Raw genomic sequence first — 14,507 nt, 5'->3', positions numbered from 1 at the left:
CGATCCCCTGAGGTTTCGATCCCCTGTGCGGTCGGGCGAGTCTATCCACACACGTGCTCGTATCCTGCTGCCGTTTCCGTCACGTGCCGTGTCCCGGGGGAGTCCCGGCAGGGACCAACGACCCGCGCGTCGGGGCCGTTGGTCCGCCCGTACGCGCCCTCCGGCGAGGCACCATGGAAGGTGAGCCCCTCGGACTCCGAGGGGCCGGGAACGGGAACCCTGCCGGGGACCCATGCCGAGGCCTCCCCCGACCTCGGCAAGGAGCGGCAGGCCCCGTACCCGGGGGAAGCGGCACATCCCCCCCGATGCCGCTTCCCCCTCCTCTACTTCTCCCCGCGCCCCTTGTCGCGCGCGCCCTGCTCCCGCGTGCCCTTCTCCCGCGTGCCCGGCGCATCGCCCAGCGCGTCGTAGAGGTCCCGCCGGCTGATCCCGAACGGGCGCAGCACCGTGCTCAGGGTCCGCGCGGTGACCCCCTGTTCCACCAGCAGCGGCAGCAGTGGGCGCAGGTCCACGTTCCACGCGCCGCGCTCCGGGGGCGCCAGCACGAACACGCGCTCCTCCTCGCCCCCGACGGCGGCGACCGCCTCGGGCAGCGGCAGCCAACTCACCCCGTGCCCGAGATCCGCGTCCCCGTCCGGCACGGCGATCCGGCGTTCCTCGAAGGACCCGGCCAGCACCTCCGCCAGCACGCCGAGATCGGCGGCGGGCGCCCGGAACACCACGGGGACCGACGCCGTGCGCAGCAGCTCGGCGTGCGGCGGGGCGGCGAGCGAGCGGCGGTCGGTCCGGCCGAGGTGGACCGCCGGAGCGACCGGCAGGCCCGCCGCGAGCAGCGCCGGCACGGTCCCGGTCGCGTCGCCCCGCACCTCGAACCGGGCCCCCTGACCAGCTGCCTCGGCCAGCCACGCCCCGGCCGCCTGTGAGACGCCCTCCAGCGGCCCGGAGACGGACGCGGCGATCACACCGCCGTCCGCGAGGGCCGTGCGCGCCTCGGCCGGGACGCGCGCCGCGTCCAGGTCCACCGAGGCGTCCGCCTCGCGCCACAGCAGCCCCGGGCGCCCCGTGGGCTCCGGCAGGTCCCGGCGGTGCACCAGCACGAGCGGCCGGCGCGGCCCGGTCTCGGTGAGCGTCAGCGTCACCTCGTTCGCCGGATCGGCCAGCGCGGCCGCGAAGTCCGGGTCGAGGTCGCTCGCCACGAGGGTGCTGCGGAAGGCGAAGGTGTCGGGCGAGGCGTGCTCGCTGCGCCGGAGCACGAGCCGGTCGGTGACCTCGTGGTGCGGGTTGACCACGGCGGTGCCGGTCGCGACGTGCGGTCCGGCCGAGAGGCGGACGGCGACCGGGCCGCGCAGGAGGGCCAGACCCTCCGCGTCGAAGGCGGCGCCCACCCCGACGACGCAGGTCGCCCGGGCCGTGATGTCCCGCTCGCCGGTGATCTCCAGGGTCTTGGCATGGGTCGCGCGGACGTTCTCGTGGCCCCTGGCGTGGATCTTCATTGCCTTCTCCAGGCCCTAGGTGGGTTGTCCCGACCGGTCATCGTAGTCCGCACTCCCGTACGCGGAGTCGGCCGGCGGAGGCCCAGTAGACTTCCGGCATGTTCGAACACCTCCGCCATAAGCCGGGCACCCCTTTGCTCCGTAATCGTGAGCTCGTCATCGCGTGCTCGGCGTTCCGCAGCCGCGTGAATCTGTCGAGCGTGGTGCGGACGGCGGGGTGCTGCGGCGTCGAGCGGATCATCGCCTGCGGCAATGTGAAACTCGACCCGAAGATCGCGCGGGACGGCGCCGAGAACGTCGAGATCGAAATGCGGCGGAGCCTTCCGCCGGTGCTGAAGAAGATGCGCGAGGACGGCTACACCATTATCGCGCTCGAACAGGCCACCAATTCGAAGAGCCTGCACGAGATCAGCTTCCCCCGTAAGTCGGTCATCGTCCTCGGGAACGAGCGGACCGGCCTGAAGGAGGACGAGCTCGCGTGCGTCGACGAGTGCGTGGAGATCCCGGTCTGGGGCTCCCCGCACAGCTACAACGTCGCCACCGCGGGCGCCATGGCCATGTACGAGTACTGCCGGCAGTTCCCGACGGGCTGACTGACGGGCTGACCGGCGGACCGACCCGGCCTACTGCTCCGGCTCGGCGGTGACCGCCGTCAGCGTGGCGATGATCTCGGTGCTGTCCGAGTCCAGCCGCCGCGCCCACGACGACGAGACGGCGGCCGTGTCCTGCGCCTTGGCGAGTTGGAAGCCGGTGATCCTCCAGCCGGCGGCGAGCGCCTTTCCGGTGAGCACCTCTTCGACGTACGAAGGGGTCAGCTCCGGAAGGCCCTGGATGTCCCGCGGAACGGGCTCCCGCCAAATGCTGGTGCCGACCGTCGCGGTGAGCGGCGCATTCGGCTTGGCGACGGCCCGCAGCCCGTTCCAGATGTCCTCGTCGCCGCGCACGAGACCGTGCAGCAATTTCCCCCACGGCATCAGGACCAGCAATTCGTCGGCGGCGCCCAGAAGCTCCTGCGGCGCGTTCTCGATCGCGGAATTCACGAGCAGCAGATTCGGTACGCCGCCCTTGGCGGGTTTGCGGCGGGCGCGAATGCTCGTCTGCGTCATCCGCTGCCAGGCCGGGTCCACGCCCACGACCAGCCAGTCCGGATTCTCCTTGGCAATGCGGTAGGAAGCCCTGGCGTCACCCGTACCGACGTCGACGACGACCCGGGACCTTTCCCCGACGAGCTGCTCGAATTCCCCCTCGGCGGCCTTTTCGAGCTTCTTGCCTCGCACGATCTGCATCACGGCCAGTGCTTTCTTCTCTCGGCTACCCGGGCGGCGGCGGAGCCGGCCCCGGAGGGCGTCCCGCCCCCGAATGATCCCCCAGCGCCCGTCCCCTTGACCAACCGGCGGGGCACACGCAAAACCGCCCCCGAGCCGTTCACACGGTTCGGGGGCGGTTCTCGCTGGCGGTAGCGGAGGGATTTGAACCCTCGGTGAGTTTCCCCACACTCGCTTTCGAGGCGAGCTCCTTCGGCCGCTCGGACACGCTACCGAGAGAGAGCTTAGACCATGTTGGCCGTACGCCGAAATCCGTTACGGGACGACGCCGCGCGCCCCGGCCCGGGCAGGTCAGCGGTCACGGAAGAAGGCCGTCAGCGGGGCCGCGCAGTCGGCCTCCAGGACCCCGGCGACCACCTCGGGGCGGTGGTTGAGGCGCCGGTCGCGCACGACGTCCCAGAGCGAGCCGGCGGCCCCGGCCTTCTCGTCCCGGGCGCCGTAGACCACCCGGTCCACCCGGGCCTGCACCAGGGCGCCCGCGCACATCGTGCAGGGCTCCAGGGTGACCACCAGGGTGCAGCCGGACAGCCGCCACTCACCGAGCGCGGCTGCGGCCCGGCGCAGCGCCAGGACCTCGGCGTGCGCGGTGGGGTCACCGGTCGCCTCGCGTTCGTTGTGACCGGTGGCGAGCAGCGCCCCGTCCGGGCCGAGGACGACGGCGCCGACCGGTACGTCACCGGTCGCCGCCGCACGGTCGGCCTCGGCCAGGGCGCGGCGCATGGGCTCCCGCCACGGTTCCCGTACGGGATCGGGCAGGTCGTCCGGGTCGTACGGGTGGGGTGCTTCGGTCACCCGCGGACCCTAGCGCCTTTCCTTCGGGCCGGCCCTAGCGGACGGTCTCCAGGACCTCGGCCGCTCCCAGCGCGTCCGCGATCTCGGTCAGGGCGTCCGTCCGCAGCATCAGCAGCTCGGCCTCGGGGAGCCCGAGGTCGGACAGGACCCCGGTGTCACCGATCGGGCCCGCCGGGACGACGCCCGCGCCGGGCCCGTCGTCGTCATCGTCGTCGTTGTCGGTGGTGTCGTTGTCGGCAGGGGTCGGCTCGCCGTCCTCGGTGCCGTCGAGGCCGACGAGCTCCTCCAGGGCGGCGATCGTGTCCTCGGCCCCGGGTTCGCGGCCGAGCAGTTCGTCGGTGAGCAGGATCTCCCCGTACGAGGAGCGGGCGGCGGCGGAGGCGTCCGAGACGTAGATCCGGGGGTCCTCCTCACCGTCCACGCGGACGACGCCGAACCAGGCGTCCTCCTGCTCGATGAATACGAGCACCGTGTCCTCGTCAACCGAGGCCTCACGGGCCAGATCCGTCAGGTCGGACAGGGTCTCCACATCGTCGAGCTCCGTGTCGCTCGCTTCCCACCCGTCTTCGGTGCGCGCGAGCAGTGCGGCGAAGTACACCGTGACTCTCCCACTGGTCTCGGGGCCAAGGGCCGGTCCGGGCGGGGAGCAGCCGGTGCTCCGGCTGCCCTGTGTCCCGCCCATTCGGCATCGTGGCAGAAACCGGCGCTTCGCGAGAGCAGTTCGGCGGTTGAGTCGGCCATCAGTTCTCTCCACCACCGCCACCAGCGGCTTTTCCGCAGGCCGGAGGGCTACCAGCGGAACGTACGCATCCGCATGGCCTGGCGCATTCGGGCGGCTTTGACCCGCCGGGGCTGGACGCGGTCGCGCAGCGCCTTGGCCTCGTGGAGTTCGCGGAGGAACTGGGCGCGCCGCCGGCGCCGCTGGGCGTCGGTCTCCGGAGCGTCGGGGTCGTCCGGTGTGCTGCGGGGGTCCGCCGTGCTGCCGGGGTCGCGTGCGTGTGCGGGGTCCTCGGCGCTCTGTGCCCCGTCGGCCATCGGCTGCTCACCCCATGCCGGCTCGTCGCTGGGTCCGTATGCCATCACCTTCCCCCCGAACGTGTGGATGATGCCAGCGCACGGGTGCGGGAGGCGCGGCTACGCTGGGTGTCATGCGGATCCACGTCGTCGACCACCCGCTGGTCGCGCACAAACTCACCACCCTGCGCGACAAGCGCACCGACTCCCCGACCTTCCGGCGCCTCGCCGACGAGCTGGTGACCCTGCTCGCGTACGAGGCCACCCGCGATGTGCGCACCGAACAGGTGGACATCGAGACCCCGGTGACACCCACCACCGGCGTGAAGCTGTCGCACCCCCGTCCCCTGGTCGTCCCGATCCTGCGGGCCGGCCTGGGCATGCTCGACGGCATGGTCCGGCTGCTGCCGACCGCCGAGGTGGGCTTCCTGGGCATGATCCGCGACGAGGAGACGCTCAAGGCGTCCACGTACGCGAGCCGGATGCCCGACGACCTCTCGGGCCGCCAGGTCTACGTGCTTGACCCGATGCTGGCCACGGGCGGCACGCTCGTCGCGGCCATCCAGGAGCTGATCAGGCGCGGCGCGGACGATGTCACCGCGGTCGTGCTCCTCGCCGCCCCGGAGGGCGTCGAGGTGATGGAGCGCGAGCTCGCCGGGACGCCGGTCACCGTGGTCACCGCCTCGGTCGACGAGCGGCTCAACGAGAACGGCTACATCGTGCCGGGCCTCGGCGACGCGGGCGACCGCATGTACGGCACCGTCGACTAGGCCCTGGGGCGCCCTTCCGAAGTCCCGCCCGGCGGCGTCCTCAGCAGGAGGACGGTGCCGGGGCCGGCTTCGTCAGCGCGGTCAGCGCGGACGCGGCCACCTGCGGCTTGTTGAACGCCGTGAACTTCTTGCCGATGATCAGATCGACCTCCGCGTTCTTGCGGGCGTCGGTCTTCGTCGTGGCCCCGGGCAGCTGGGTGCCCAGCACCGGGAACGAGCCGTCGACGGCGGCCGGGGCGCCGAGCAGCAGGCCCGTACCCGGCACCTTCTTGTCGTACGAGGCGGTGGCGTTCCCCACCTCGCCGATCTTGAACCCGCGCTTCTTCAGCTCGTCGGCGGCCGCCTTGGCGAGACCGCTGCGCGTGGTCGCGTTGTAGACGTTGACCGTGATCTTTCCGGGCTTCGGCAGCGCCTTGGCGGGCGCGGACGGCTTGGGCGACGCGCAGCGCTCGGTGCGGTCGGCGGCGCTGGCCGTCTTGTCGCCGCCGGTGAAGACGTCGATGAGCTGCAGCGTGCCCCATCCCGCCAGCCCGAGGGCGACCACGGAGGCGACGGTCGCGACGATCATCTTGCTGCGGCGGCGGGGGCGTCGCATGCGGGGGTACTTGTCACCCGTGATGCGGTACTTTCCGCCCATGCCGGGGGGAGTGAGCATGCTCATGGGCGCAGCGTAGTGCGACCCGGTGATGATGCCTACTAAATGATCAGTTGATCGCACCCGTCCGGGTGGGAAAACACCCGAACGAACCCCGGAACGATCCTTTCCTAGCCCAGTTCGAGCACGCGGGCGTGCAGCACCTGGCGCTGCTGGAGCGCGGCGCGGACCGCGCGGTGCAGCCCGTCCTCCAGGTACAGGTCGCCCTGCCACTTCACGACGTGCGCGAACAGGTCGCCGTAGAACGTGGAGTCCTCGGCGAGGAGGGTTTCGAGGTCCAGCTGGCCCTTGGTGGTGACGAGCTGGTCGAGGCGGACCGGGCGCGGCGCGACGTCCGCCCACTGCCGGGTGCTTTCCCGGCCGTGGTCGGGATAAGGCTTCCCATTTCCGATGCGCTTGAAGATCACACGGAAAGCCTACCGGTCGGGAGCCACCGGGCGCAGCCATGCTCGCCACGACCCCGTGTACGAGGGGGCTACTTGCCCTTCGCCGCGGCTTTCGCGGCCTTCGCGGCCTGCTTCGCCTCCTGCTTGTACGCGCGCACCTCGGCGAGCGACTCGGGCCCGGTGATGTCCGCCACGGACCGGTGCGAGCCCTCCTCCCCGTACGCCCCCGCCGCCTCCCGCCAGCCCGGCGGCCGCACCCCGAACTGCTTGCCGAGGAGCGCCAGGAAGATCTGCGCCTTCTGCGTACCGAACCCCGGCAGCGCGTTGAGCCGCCGGCGCAGGTCCGCCCCGGTCGCGGCGCCCTCCCACACGGCGGCGGCCTCACCGTCGTACTGCGCCACCAGGAACTGGCACAGCTGCTGCACCCGCTTGGCCATCGAGCCCGGGTACCGGTGCAGCGCGGGTTTGGCGGTGAACAGTTCGGTGAAGGCCTCCGGGTCGTACGCGGCGATCTCATGGGCGTCCAGATCGTCCTGCCCCATGCGCCGCGCGAGCGCGTACGGGCCGGCGAAGGCCCACTCCATGGGCACCTGCTGGTCCAGCAGCATGCCCACCAGGGCGGCGAGCGGACTACGCGCGAGGAACTCGTCCGCCGCCGGCTCCTGGGCGATCCGGAGGGTGATGTCTCGGCCTTCGCTCTTGGTCATGGCCCGAATCATGGCGAGCACGGAAGGCAACGGCCAGCACAACCACCGCCGACCCCCCGGTTTGCAGCCGTTTGCCGGTCACCGGGGCGGGGCTCAGGCGCCTACGGGGGCGGGTACCGAGTGGTCCGGGGCGTCCCGCCGATAAACCGGATCGCGTGCGGTCCGGTGGTTGCTACCGTCGGTGCCACAACGCACCGACCCCACTCGCCGGACCAGAAGGACCCCTCATGCATGATGCCCGCGCCCTGATCGACATGGGTGCCGAAGCGGTACGCCGGCTCGCTCGTCGCGGTTACGCGCTGGATCTGGCCGCTCTGGAGGGCCTCCAGTCCCGGCGGAACCAGAACATCCGCTCGGCCGACGAGCTGCGGGCGGAGTCCAAGCGGGTGGCGAGCGAGGTCCAGCAGACGGCGAAGGCCGGGGGTGACATCTCCAAGCTGAAGGAGCGGGCCCGCGAGCTGAAGGACGAGATCCGGGTGATCGAGGCCGGGCAGGAGCAGGTCCAGGAGGAGCTGCGCGAGCTGCTGCTCAGCATCCCGAACCTGCCGGCCGACGAGGCCCCGGACGGGGACAGCGACGCGGACGCGGTCGAGGTCAGGCGGGTGGGCACGCCGCCCGGGTTCTCCTTCGAGCCGAAGGACCACGTCGACCTCGGCGAGGCCACGGGCATCCTCGACTTCGCCCGCGCGACCAAGCTCTCGGGCCCCCGCTTCGCGGTCACGCGCGGCGCGGGCGCGGCCCTGGAGCGGGCCCTGGCGACCCTCTTCCTCGACCTGCACACCCGCCGCCACGGGTACGTGGAGCACGCGGTCCCGTACCTCGTCACCCGTAAGACGATGACCGGCACCGGACAGCTCCCGAAGTTCGAGGAGGACCTGTTCAAGACCGGCGTGGCCGACCGCGAGCTCTTCCTCATCCCGACGGCCGAGGTCCCGCTGACCAACCTGTACGCGGACGAGATCGTCCCGCCCGCCGAGCTCCCCCTCGCCCTGACCGCCCAGACGCCGTGCTTCCGGTCCGAGGCGGGCTCGTACGGCCGCGACACCCGGGGGCTGATCCGGCAGCACCAGTTCTCCAAGGTGGAGATGGTCCGCATCGTCGACCCGGCGGAGTCCGGGGCCGAGCTGGAGCGGATGGTCGGTCACGCCGAGGCGTGCCTGAAGGAGCTGGGGCTCGCCTACCGCGTCGTCATGCTCGCCGCCGGCGACACGGGCTTCTCGGCCCGGCTGACGTACGACATCGAGGTCTGGATCCCGAGCCAGAACACGTACCGCGAGATCTCCTCGGTCTCCGACTTCGGTACGTTCCAGGCCCGTCGGGCGAACATCCGCACACGTGACGAGAACGGCAAGCCCAAGCTCGTCGCCACCCTCAACGGCTCCGGCCTGCCCATCGGCCGCACCCTGGCCGCCCTCCTCGAACAGTGCCAGCAGGAGGACGGCTCGCTGGTGCTTCCGGAGGCCCTGGTCCCGTACCTCGGGTTCCGCCGGATCGCGCCGGACGGGACACCGGGGGCGTAGCGCATCCCCCGCCGGACAGGCATCAGGGCCTGTCCGGCGGCTCCCGGCGCCGGTGTCACACGTCTGTGGTGCAGGGCAGCGCGGCGACGTCGTCCATGGGCAGCAGCCTGATCCCGCCCGGAACCATCGCGGCGAACAGCGCGGTGGCCGCCGGGTCGTCGGGCACCCCGCCCTCGCTCTCCTCGAAGTACTGCGTCATGTAGGCGCGTACGGGCTCGGAGGGCACGACTTGCGCGTCCGCCAGTTCCGGTGCGGCGGTGAGCAGGGCCAGGACCAGCCCGGGCACCCTGGCGGCGCCGGGCCGCAGGGCGGGCTGGAAGTAGGGCACGTCGAGGACGCGGGCGCCGTGCCGGGCGTAGAAGCGCAGCCGGGCGGACTGGTCGCCCTTGTCGTCGTCCGGGGTGTGCGCGGCGGGGTGCTCGATCTCCGCGAGGGTGAGCAGCGGGCGCACCCGCTGCTGCCAGCCGGTGAGGACCTCTGACAGGAGGGCTCCCCCGATGCCCCCGGACCGCAGGTCCCGGCGCACCGCCAGGTAGGAGAGCAGCAGGACCCCGCTGTCCGGGGACCACTCGGCGACCGCGGCACCGTCCGGCCGGCCGTCGCGGACGGCGGCCGAGATCCACTGGAGCCCCGACTTCAGCCCCGCCCGCAGCGCCGCGGGGGTGACCAGTTCGTGGGCCGGGAAGTTGGGGACGAGCAGTTCGTCGTACACCACGTCCAGCAGCGGATCATCCGACCCGACGTCAATTACTCGCATACCGCCCTCACTTAGACGCTCGGTCCTGACGTTACCCAGGGCGGCGGCCCGCCCGTGACACCGACGGGCGTGTCAGGGCGCCGCCGGATCGCGCAACGGTTCCTCGACGGACTTCTCCAGCTCGTCCTCCATGTTCCGCACCACCCACTTCGCCGCTCTCGCGAACGGGGTGAGGTCGCTGCCGAGGTCGGTGGCGGCCGGCGGGTCCGGCAGGCCGAAGGTGTCACCCGGGTCCCGCCCTACGTGCCGCCAGTACGGCGCGAAGAGGGCCCGGCTCCGCGCCTTCGCGGCCGCGACCTCGTCCGTGAGGCCGGCGTCGAGGGCGGCGCGTTCCCTCCGTTCCACGTGGGTGAGGACGCTGCGGTAGAGCGAGTCGGTGTAGTGGTTGGGGTACTGGCCGTAGGTCTCCTGGCGTACGTGGTAGACGAAGCCGTGCAGGGCGGCGCGGGCATGGGCGTCGAAGCACCGCCGGGGATCGTTCTCGGCCCAGGCGATGTCGGCGTACGTGTCGGCCAGCCACACCGGCAGTTCGGTGTCTTCCTGCGCCGCGAGGCGGTCCTCGAAACCTGCCAGGAGCGCTCGGGCACGGGCCGGGTCCGAGGTGGACCACAGACTGGCCTCCTCGTGAACGGCCCAGTTGCCGATCCACAACTCGTTCTCGTCCGTGCACGCGTCCCCGGCGGCCCGGAACCAGGCCGCCGCGCGGTCGCGCTCCGGGTCGCCTCCGCTGCCCGAGAACCAGAGGGCCTCTCCCTGCAGCAGGGCGGAGATGATGTAGATGCGCCGCAGGTCGGGGTCGGCGGGGATGTGCCCGCGCCGCAGCCCGAGGTATGAGGTGACGGCGTCCAGAGCCGTGCCGGCCCGCTCCCACCGTTCCCGGTCCCGGCCGGGCACCTGGTTGACGCGTCCGGCGACGTAGCCGGTGCGCAGATCGTCCAGCCAGTCGACCCAGCGCAGGTCGCGTTCGGTGGGCAGGGCCCGGTAGGCGGAGACGAGCTGGGCGCAGTAGCTGGAGGAGACCTCCATGTCCCACCAGAAGAAGGCCTCCAGGAACAGCCGGATCATGGCGCGCTTGCTGCTCTCGTACGCCTCGCGGGGCAGGAACGCGGCGTGGTGCAGCCACTCCTGGGAGTCGCGTTGCCAGTCCGCGTCCTCGTAGCGCGCGCCGACCGCGCCGATCGGCTGCTCCTCGCGCTCCTCGTCGAAGTTCAGCCTGGTCCGGTAGTAGCGCTCCACCGAGGCGTGCAGGGCGGCGTGTTGTGTCGGCCGGGTGCGCCGGAACCGCAGGTCGAGGTTCTCCCGCAGATAGTCGTGCAGCCGCCAGCCCTCGTTCTCGTCGTCGTCGAAGGGTGTGACGAAGGCGCAGCGCGACAGCCAGTCGTAGAGCCGGGACGCCTGTCTCCCATCGACCCCCTCGGTCTCGCCGAGTACCGCGGTGAGGATCGGGGCGGTGCACCGGCGCAGGACCACGAGGAGGTCGAAGAGCGGGAGGGGACGGCCGGTGATGCGTGCCGCGTAGTCGTCGACGTACGTGCGTACCGCGTCGAAGGCGCCGTCGTCGTCCCAGTGCCCCGCTCCGCCCAGGAGCAGCGCGCGGACCTCGGCCGTCGAGGCGTCGGCCGGTAGCGAGTCGCGGACGATCGTGGTGCAGGTGGCCACACCGATCGGGTGGCCCCGGGTGAGGACGGCGATCTCGCCGGCGGCGGCGGTGGCCCCGGCCGACTGCCAACCGGCCTCCACCAGCCGTTCCTTCACGAACGCGGTGGTCTCGTCGTGGGCCAGCAGGCCCAGCCTGAGCCGTTGGGCGCCCGGCGCCGGCGCGCGTTCGCCGCCGTTGTCCGCGGGGCGCCCGGCATGGACGACCACGGCGGTGGACATCCCCCTGAGTACGCCCATCAGCCAGTTCTCGACCGGCGTCCCGGCCACGGCGTGCACGTCGTCCACGAGCAGGGCGGTCGGCCGGGACCTGGCCGTCCGGTCCATGACCCGCGTCAGCTGCTGCTGCATCTCGGCGAGCCGGGAGAGCGCGGGTTCACGGGGGAGCGCACCCGCGACCGCCTCGCCGATGTCGCCGACGCTCACATCGCGGGAGCGTCTGACATCGATGACGACGTTCGTGCCGGCCGACCGCGACTCCCGCTGCCAGACGTCGCGTGTGCCCAGGACCGAGGTCTCCAGCTCGCGCCCGGCCGCGGCATCGAGGAGGGGCTCCTCGCCGCCCTCCGGAACGTACGCCCGGTGCACGTCGGTGGCGATCGCGTCGATGATCTGCCGGCAGGCCGCGTACTCGGCCATCTCCCGCCCGGCGGCTCCCATGGCCCCGGCCTCGCCGTACTGCGGGGCGCCGGCGGTGATGAACAGGACCAGACGGCGGTCCTCCTTCAGCCCGGCGGCGATCTCCTCCAGCAACAGCGTCTTGCCGCAGCCGCTGTCGGCGACGACCTCGAAGCGCACGCCCGTTCCTCGGGCACCGCCGCGCGCGGCGCTCAGCACGGTGTCGCGGGTGCGGGCCAGGGTGGGGGTGTACGGCTTGCGGGGCGTGAACGGCTCGGGCTCGGCGGCCGGTTCGCTCTCCGGTACCGGCAGGATCGCGGGCGCGGAGTCCCGGGCAGGGCTGCCGCCGATGACCACGTCCTCGCTGCGGCGCACATCCACCCGCGAGTCCCCGCGCCACGCCCCGAAGTCGGACACCTGCACCCTGCGGGACCGCCGGACCTTCGCCCGCCGGCTGTCCCCCGCCGCCCGCGCGGTAGGAGGACTGCCCCACCGCCGGAACACGAAGAGCGCGACGAGGGACAGGGCGTACGCGCCGAACATCAACGACGCGACGAGCAGGAAGGTCCCGCCGTACAGGGCTCCCGCCAGCTCGACGAGGAACATGGTCGCGAACCCGGCGAGCAGGACCGGCTCGACCTTCAGGCTCTCCGCGATGCCGACGAGCACATCGGACGCGGCGGACAGAACCTGTTCCCATAACTCCAGCGGCCCTCCGGCAGCCCCGGGGTCCGGCGGTGTGGGTGACGCGCTGGGTTCGGACATATGACCCTCCGCGATGAGACCGGTGAGCGAACCCTAGACGCTGCGGTCCGGGCGGGTGAGGGCTTTGCGGCATGTGCGACCGCGTGCGGGAGAACGCCGAAGGGCCCCACCACCCGCCCAGAGATCTCGCAAGCAGATGCCCGCGGGTGTGCTCGGCCGTGTCCCCCAGCCAGCCCGGCGGCTTGATGCGCCTGGGGGCCTTCTGCCTCGTGTTGAGCATGGACGGCGTGATCGTCGCGTCTACGCCCAGCGCATCGAGGGGCTCCGCGTATTGGTGGCGTGCTTCCACCGTACGACGGCACCGCGACGCGCCTGGCAGGCATGAACGGCGGGATGCCGACTTCAGCGCGATCTGGCGTAACAGCGGCAAGGCATGTAAACGTACGACATCCCATTACGAGATCTGCCTCGATCAGTGGATGGGGTATCCGCATCACGAGGTTCAGGTCTCCTGACGCGATCGGATGGCGGATCGAAGGAGGGGGCGCACGATGCCGTTGGAATTCGGGTTGTGGAGGGTGGACGACAAGCCGGTGCGGGTCGCCACGCGGCCGATGCGGTTGGAGGCTCGGCTGGAAGAGCTCATAGAGGCCGACCCGGAGATCTTGGGGAAGCCGCTGCTTCTTGTCGGCCGGCAGGTGCAGACCGACCACGGAAAGGTCATCGACCTGCTCGGCATGGATGCCGAGGGCGCACTGCACGTCCTGGAACTCAAACGGGACCGCACGCCGCGCGAGGTCGTCGCCCAGCTGCTCGACTACGGCTCCTGGGTGCAGGACCTCAGTAATGAGCAGGTGCGTGAGATCTACAGTGCCTACGCGCGAAGCCGCAGGTTGGGGGAGGAGCTGGACGAGGCGTTCGCGCTGCGCTTCGGCAGTAGCCCGCCGGAGGAGCTGAACAGCACCCACACCCTCACGGTCGTCGCGAGCGAGGTCGATGCGGCAACGGAGCGGATCGTCACCTACCTGGCGTCCGGCTACCAGGTTCCCCTCAACGTGCTGTTCTTCCGCTACTTCGAGGACGAGGGCCGGTCCTACCTGGCCCGCACCTGGCTGATCGATGACGCCGACGCAGCTGCGGCGCCTGCGGGAACCACGAGGCGGGCCAAACAGGAGCTGTGGAACGGCGCGGATTGGTACGTCTCGTTCGGTGACGAGCCAGGAGGGCGCAGCTGGGAAGACGCCCGGCAATACGGCTTCGTGTCGGCCGGCGGAGGGGAGTGGTTCTCCCGGACGATCCGCTCCCTGCCCGTGGGAGCGCGAGTGTTCACACACATCCCCAAGGTGGGTTACGTGGGTGCGGGCACGGTGTGCGGTGAGCCGCGCCCCTTCGACGAAGCTGTCCTCGTCGTGGACGGTGAAAGTCGGCGGATGCCTGACCTCCCACTCCAAGGCGATTACCGGCCCGACAGCAGGCCGACGGCGGAGAGCGACACCGGGGACCGCCGCGAGTGGGTCGTGCCCATCGACTGGGAACGATCCGTGCCGAGAGAGAGGGCGTTCTGGCGGACGGGCCTCTTCGCGAACCAGAACTCCGCCTGCAAGCTGCGGGCCCGCTTCACGATCGAGGAGGTCTCCCGCCACTTCGACATCGGTTGACCAACATGTGAGACCGCGTAACGTCGAAGGGCCCCGCAGCAAGCTGCGGGGCCCTTCGACGTATTGCCCGGTGAGAGCAATGGCGGAGGATACGAGATTCGAACTCGTGAGGGGTTGCCCCCAACACGCTTTCCAAGCGTGCGCCCTAGGCCACTAGGCGAATCCTCCGCGGCAAACAATACAAGACGTTGGGGAGTGCTCGCGAACCTGTTCCCGGGGAGGGCGTCCGAGGGGGTTCGGGGAGGTGGGGGAGGTGGACTTGTGGGGGTGGGGATCGGTTAAGGTGGGCGTCAGCCCCTCACGTGGCGCTATCTGACTGAACTCCCCCAGGGCCGGAAGGCAGCAAGGGTAGGTTGGCTCTGGCGGGTGCGTGGGGGGCCCTTGCGTTTCCGGGGGCGGGGTGGTGCCGGTCACGGGCGGGGCCGGTTGTCAGTCGGCCCCGATAACCTCG

Annotated in this window: 14 protein-coding genes, 2 tRNA genes and 1 other RNA gene; 5 read left to right on the top strand and 12 right to left on the bottom strand. The window is 71.4% G+C overall.

Going from position 1 to position 14,507, the window contains the following annotated elements; translation table 11 throughout:
• Positions 1 to 323: 323 nt before the first annotated feature.
• Positions 324 to 1,493, bottom strand: a complete 1,170-nt coding sequence (locus tag BLW14_RS15060; protein ID WP_093707798.1) for a DUF371 domain-containing protein — start codon at positions 1,491 to 1,493, stop codon at positions 324 to 326.
• Between the two features lie 98 nt (positions 1,494 to 1,591).
• Here BLW14_RS15060 and BLW14_RS15055 point away from each other — a divergent pair, with 98 nt between their 5' ends.
• Positions 1,592 to 2,086 (top strand): TrmH family RNA methyltransferase, encoded by a 495-nt coding sequence (locus BLW14_RS15055; RefSeq protein WP_018101784.1) that lies wholly within the window; start codon positions 1,592 to 1,594, stop codon positions 2,084 to 2,086.
• 30 nt (positions 2,087 to 2,116) lie between these two features.
• On the opposite strand, the gene BLW14_RS15050 is transcribed toward BLW14_RS15055, so the two are convergent.
• The 5 genes from BLW14_RS15050 to BLW14_RS15030 form a co-directional block, all read right to left on the bottom strand.
• Positions 2,117 to 2,779, bottom strand: a complete 663-nt coding sequence (locus BLW14_RS15050; protein WP_093707797.1) for a class I SAM-dependent methyltransferase — start codon at positions 2,777 to 2,779, stop codon at positions 2,117 to 2,119.
• Positions 2,780 to 2,944: 165 nt separating this feature from the next.
• Positions 2,945 to 3,032 (bottom strand) — tRNA-Ser (locus tag BLW14_RS15045).
• A 77-nt stretch (positions 3,033 to 3,109) separates the two neighbouring features.
• Positions 3,110 to 3,610, bottom strand: coding sequence for a tRNA adenosine(34) deaminase TadA (gene tadA / locus BLW14_RS15040; RefSeq protein WP_177153982.1), 501 nt, complete (start codon positions 3,608 to 3,610; stop codon positions 3,110 to 3,112).
• A gap of 34 nt (positions 3,611 to 3,644) precedes the next feature.
• Positions 3,645 to 4,208, bottom strand: a complete 564-nt coding sequence (locus BLW14_RS15035; protein WP_093707796.1) for a tRNA adenosine deaminase-associated protein — start codon at positions 4,206 to 4,208, stop codon at positions 3,645 to 3,647.
• A 191-nt stretch (positions 4,209 to 4,399) separates the two neighbouring features.
• The gene (locus BLW14_RS15030) at positions 4,400 to 4,645 is read right to left on the bottom strand and encodes a hypothetical protein (RefSeq protein ID WP_093707795.1); all 246 of its coding nucleotides are present in this window, start codon (positions 4,643 to 4,645) and stop codon (positions 4,400 to 4,402) included.
• A gap of 113 nt (positions 4,646 to 4,758) precedes the next feature.
• On the opposite strand from BLW14_RS15030, the gene upp reads away from it, so the two are divergent.
• Positions 4,759 to 5,394: a uracil phosphoribosyltransferase gene (gene upp / locus BLW14_RS15025; RefSeq protein WP_018521931.1), complete on the top strand. Its 636-nt coding sequence runs from the start codon at positions 4,759 to 4,761 to the stop codon at positions 5,392 to 5,394.
• A 40-nt stretch (positions 5,395 to 5,434) separates the two neighbouring features.
• Here upp and BLW14_RS15020 read toward each other — a convergent pair whose 3' ends face one another.
• From BLW14_RS15020 to BLW14_RS15010, 3 genes are all read right to left on the bottom strand, one after another.
• Complete coding sequence (locus BLW14_RS15020) at positions 5,435 to 6,031, bottom strand: LytR C-terminal domain-containing protein (protein WP_093707794.1); 597 nt, start codon at positions 6,029 to 6,031, stop codon at positions 5,435 to 5,437.
• A 128-nt stretch (positions 6,032 to 6,159) separates the two neighbouring features.
• Complete coding sequence (locus tag BLW14_RS15015) at positions 6,160 to 6,456, bottom strand: type II toxin-antitoxin system VapB family antitoxin (RefSeq protein WP_018101777.1); 297 nt, start codon at positions 6,454 to 6,456, stop codon at positions 6,160 to 6,162.
• Positions 6,457 to 6,524: 68 nt separating this feature from the next.
• Positions 6,525 to 7,142 (bottom strand): HhH-GPD-type base excision DNA repair protein, encoded by a 618-nt coding sequence (locus tag BLW14_RS15010; protein ID WP_093707793.1) that lies wholly within the window; start codon positions 7,140 to 7,142, stop codon positions 6,525 to 6,527.
• A 227-nt stretch (positions 7,143 to 7,369) separates the two neighbouring features.
• On the opposite strand from BLW14_RS15010, the gene serS reads away from it, so the two are divergent.
• Positions 7,370 to 8,662: a serine--tRNA ligase gene (gene serS, locus BLW14_RS15005; protein ID WP_093707792.1), complete on the top strand. Its 1,293-nt coding sequence runs from the start codon at positions 7,370 to 7,372 to the stop codon at positions 8,660 to 8,662.
• A gap of 55 nt (positions 8,663 to 8,717) precedes the next feature.
• Here serS and BLW14_RS15000 read toward each other — a convergent pair whose 3' ends face one another.
• A complete protein-coding gene (locus BLW14_RS15000; RefSeq protein ID WP_093707791.1) occupies positions 8,718 to 9,419 on the bottom strand; it encodes a GNAT family N-acetyltransferase in 702 nt (233 codons plus the stop codon).
• Between the two features lie 72 nt (positions 9,420 to 9,491).
• The gene (locus BLW14_RS14995; RefSeq protein ID WP_256332787.1) at positions 9,492 to 12,458 is read right to left on the bottom strand and encodes an AAA family ATPase; all 2,967 of its coding nucleotides are present in this window, start codon (positions 12,456 to 12,458) and stop codon (positions 9,492 to 9,494) included.
• A 518-nt stretch (positions 12,459 to 12,976) separates the two neighbouring features.
• Here BLW14_RS14995 and BLW14_RS14990 point away from each other — a divergent pair.
• Positions 12,977 to 14,056, top strand: a complete 1,080-nt coding sequence (locus tag BLW14_RS14990; RefSeq protein ID WP_256332786.1) for an endonuclease NucS domain-containing protein — start codon at positions 12,977 to 12,979, stop codon at positions 14,054 to 14,056.
• 80 nt (positions 14,057 to 14,136) lie between these two features.
• Here the strand turns inward: BLW14_RS14990 and BLW14_RS14985 are convergent.
• Positions 14,137 to 14,224: transfer RNA gene (locus BLW14_RS14985), tRNA-Ser, on the bottom strand.
• A gap of 121 nt (positions 14,225 to 14,345) precedes the next feature.
• Here BLW14_RS14985 and ffs point away from each other — a divergent pair.
• Positions 14,346 to 14,442: signal recognition particle sRNA small type (ffs, locus tag BLW14_RS14980), an RNA gene on the top strand.
• Positions 14,443 to 14,507: the final 65 nt, after the last annotated feature.

Source organism: Streptomyces sp. 2131.1 (assembly GCF_900105515.1).
GTDB lineage: Bacteria > Actinomycetota > Actinomycetes > Streptomycetales > Streptomycetaceae > Streptomyces > Streptomyces drozdowiczii.
Note: the sequence above shows the minus strand (reverse complement) of the source record. Positions and strands in the feature narration are given on the sequence as shown.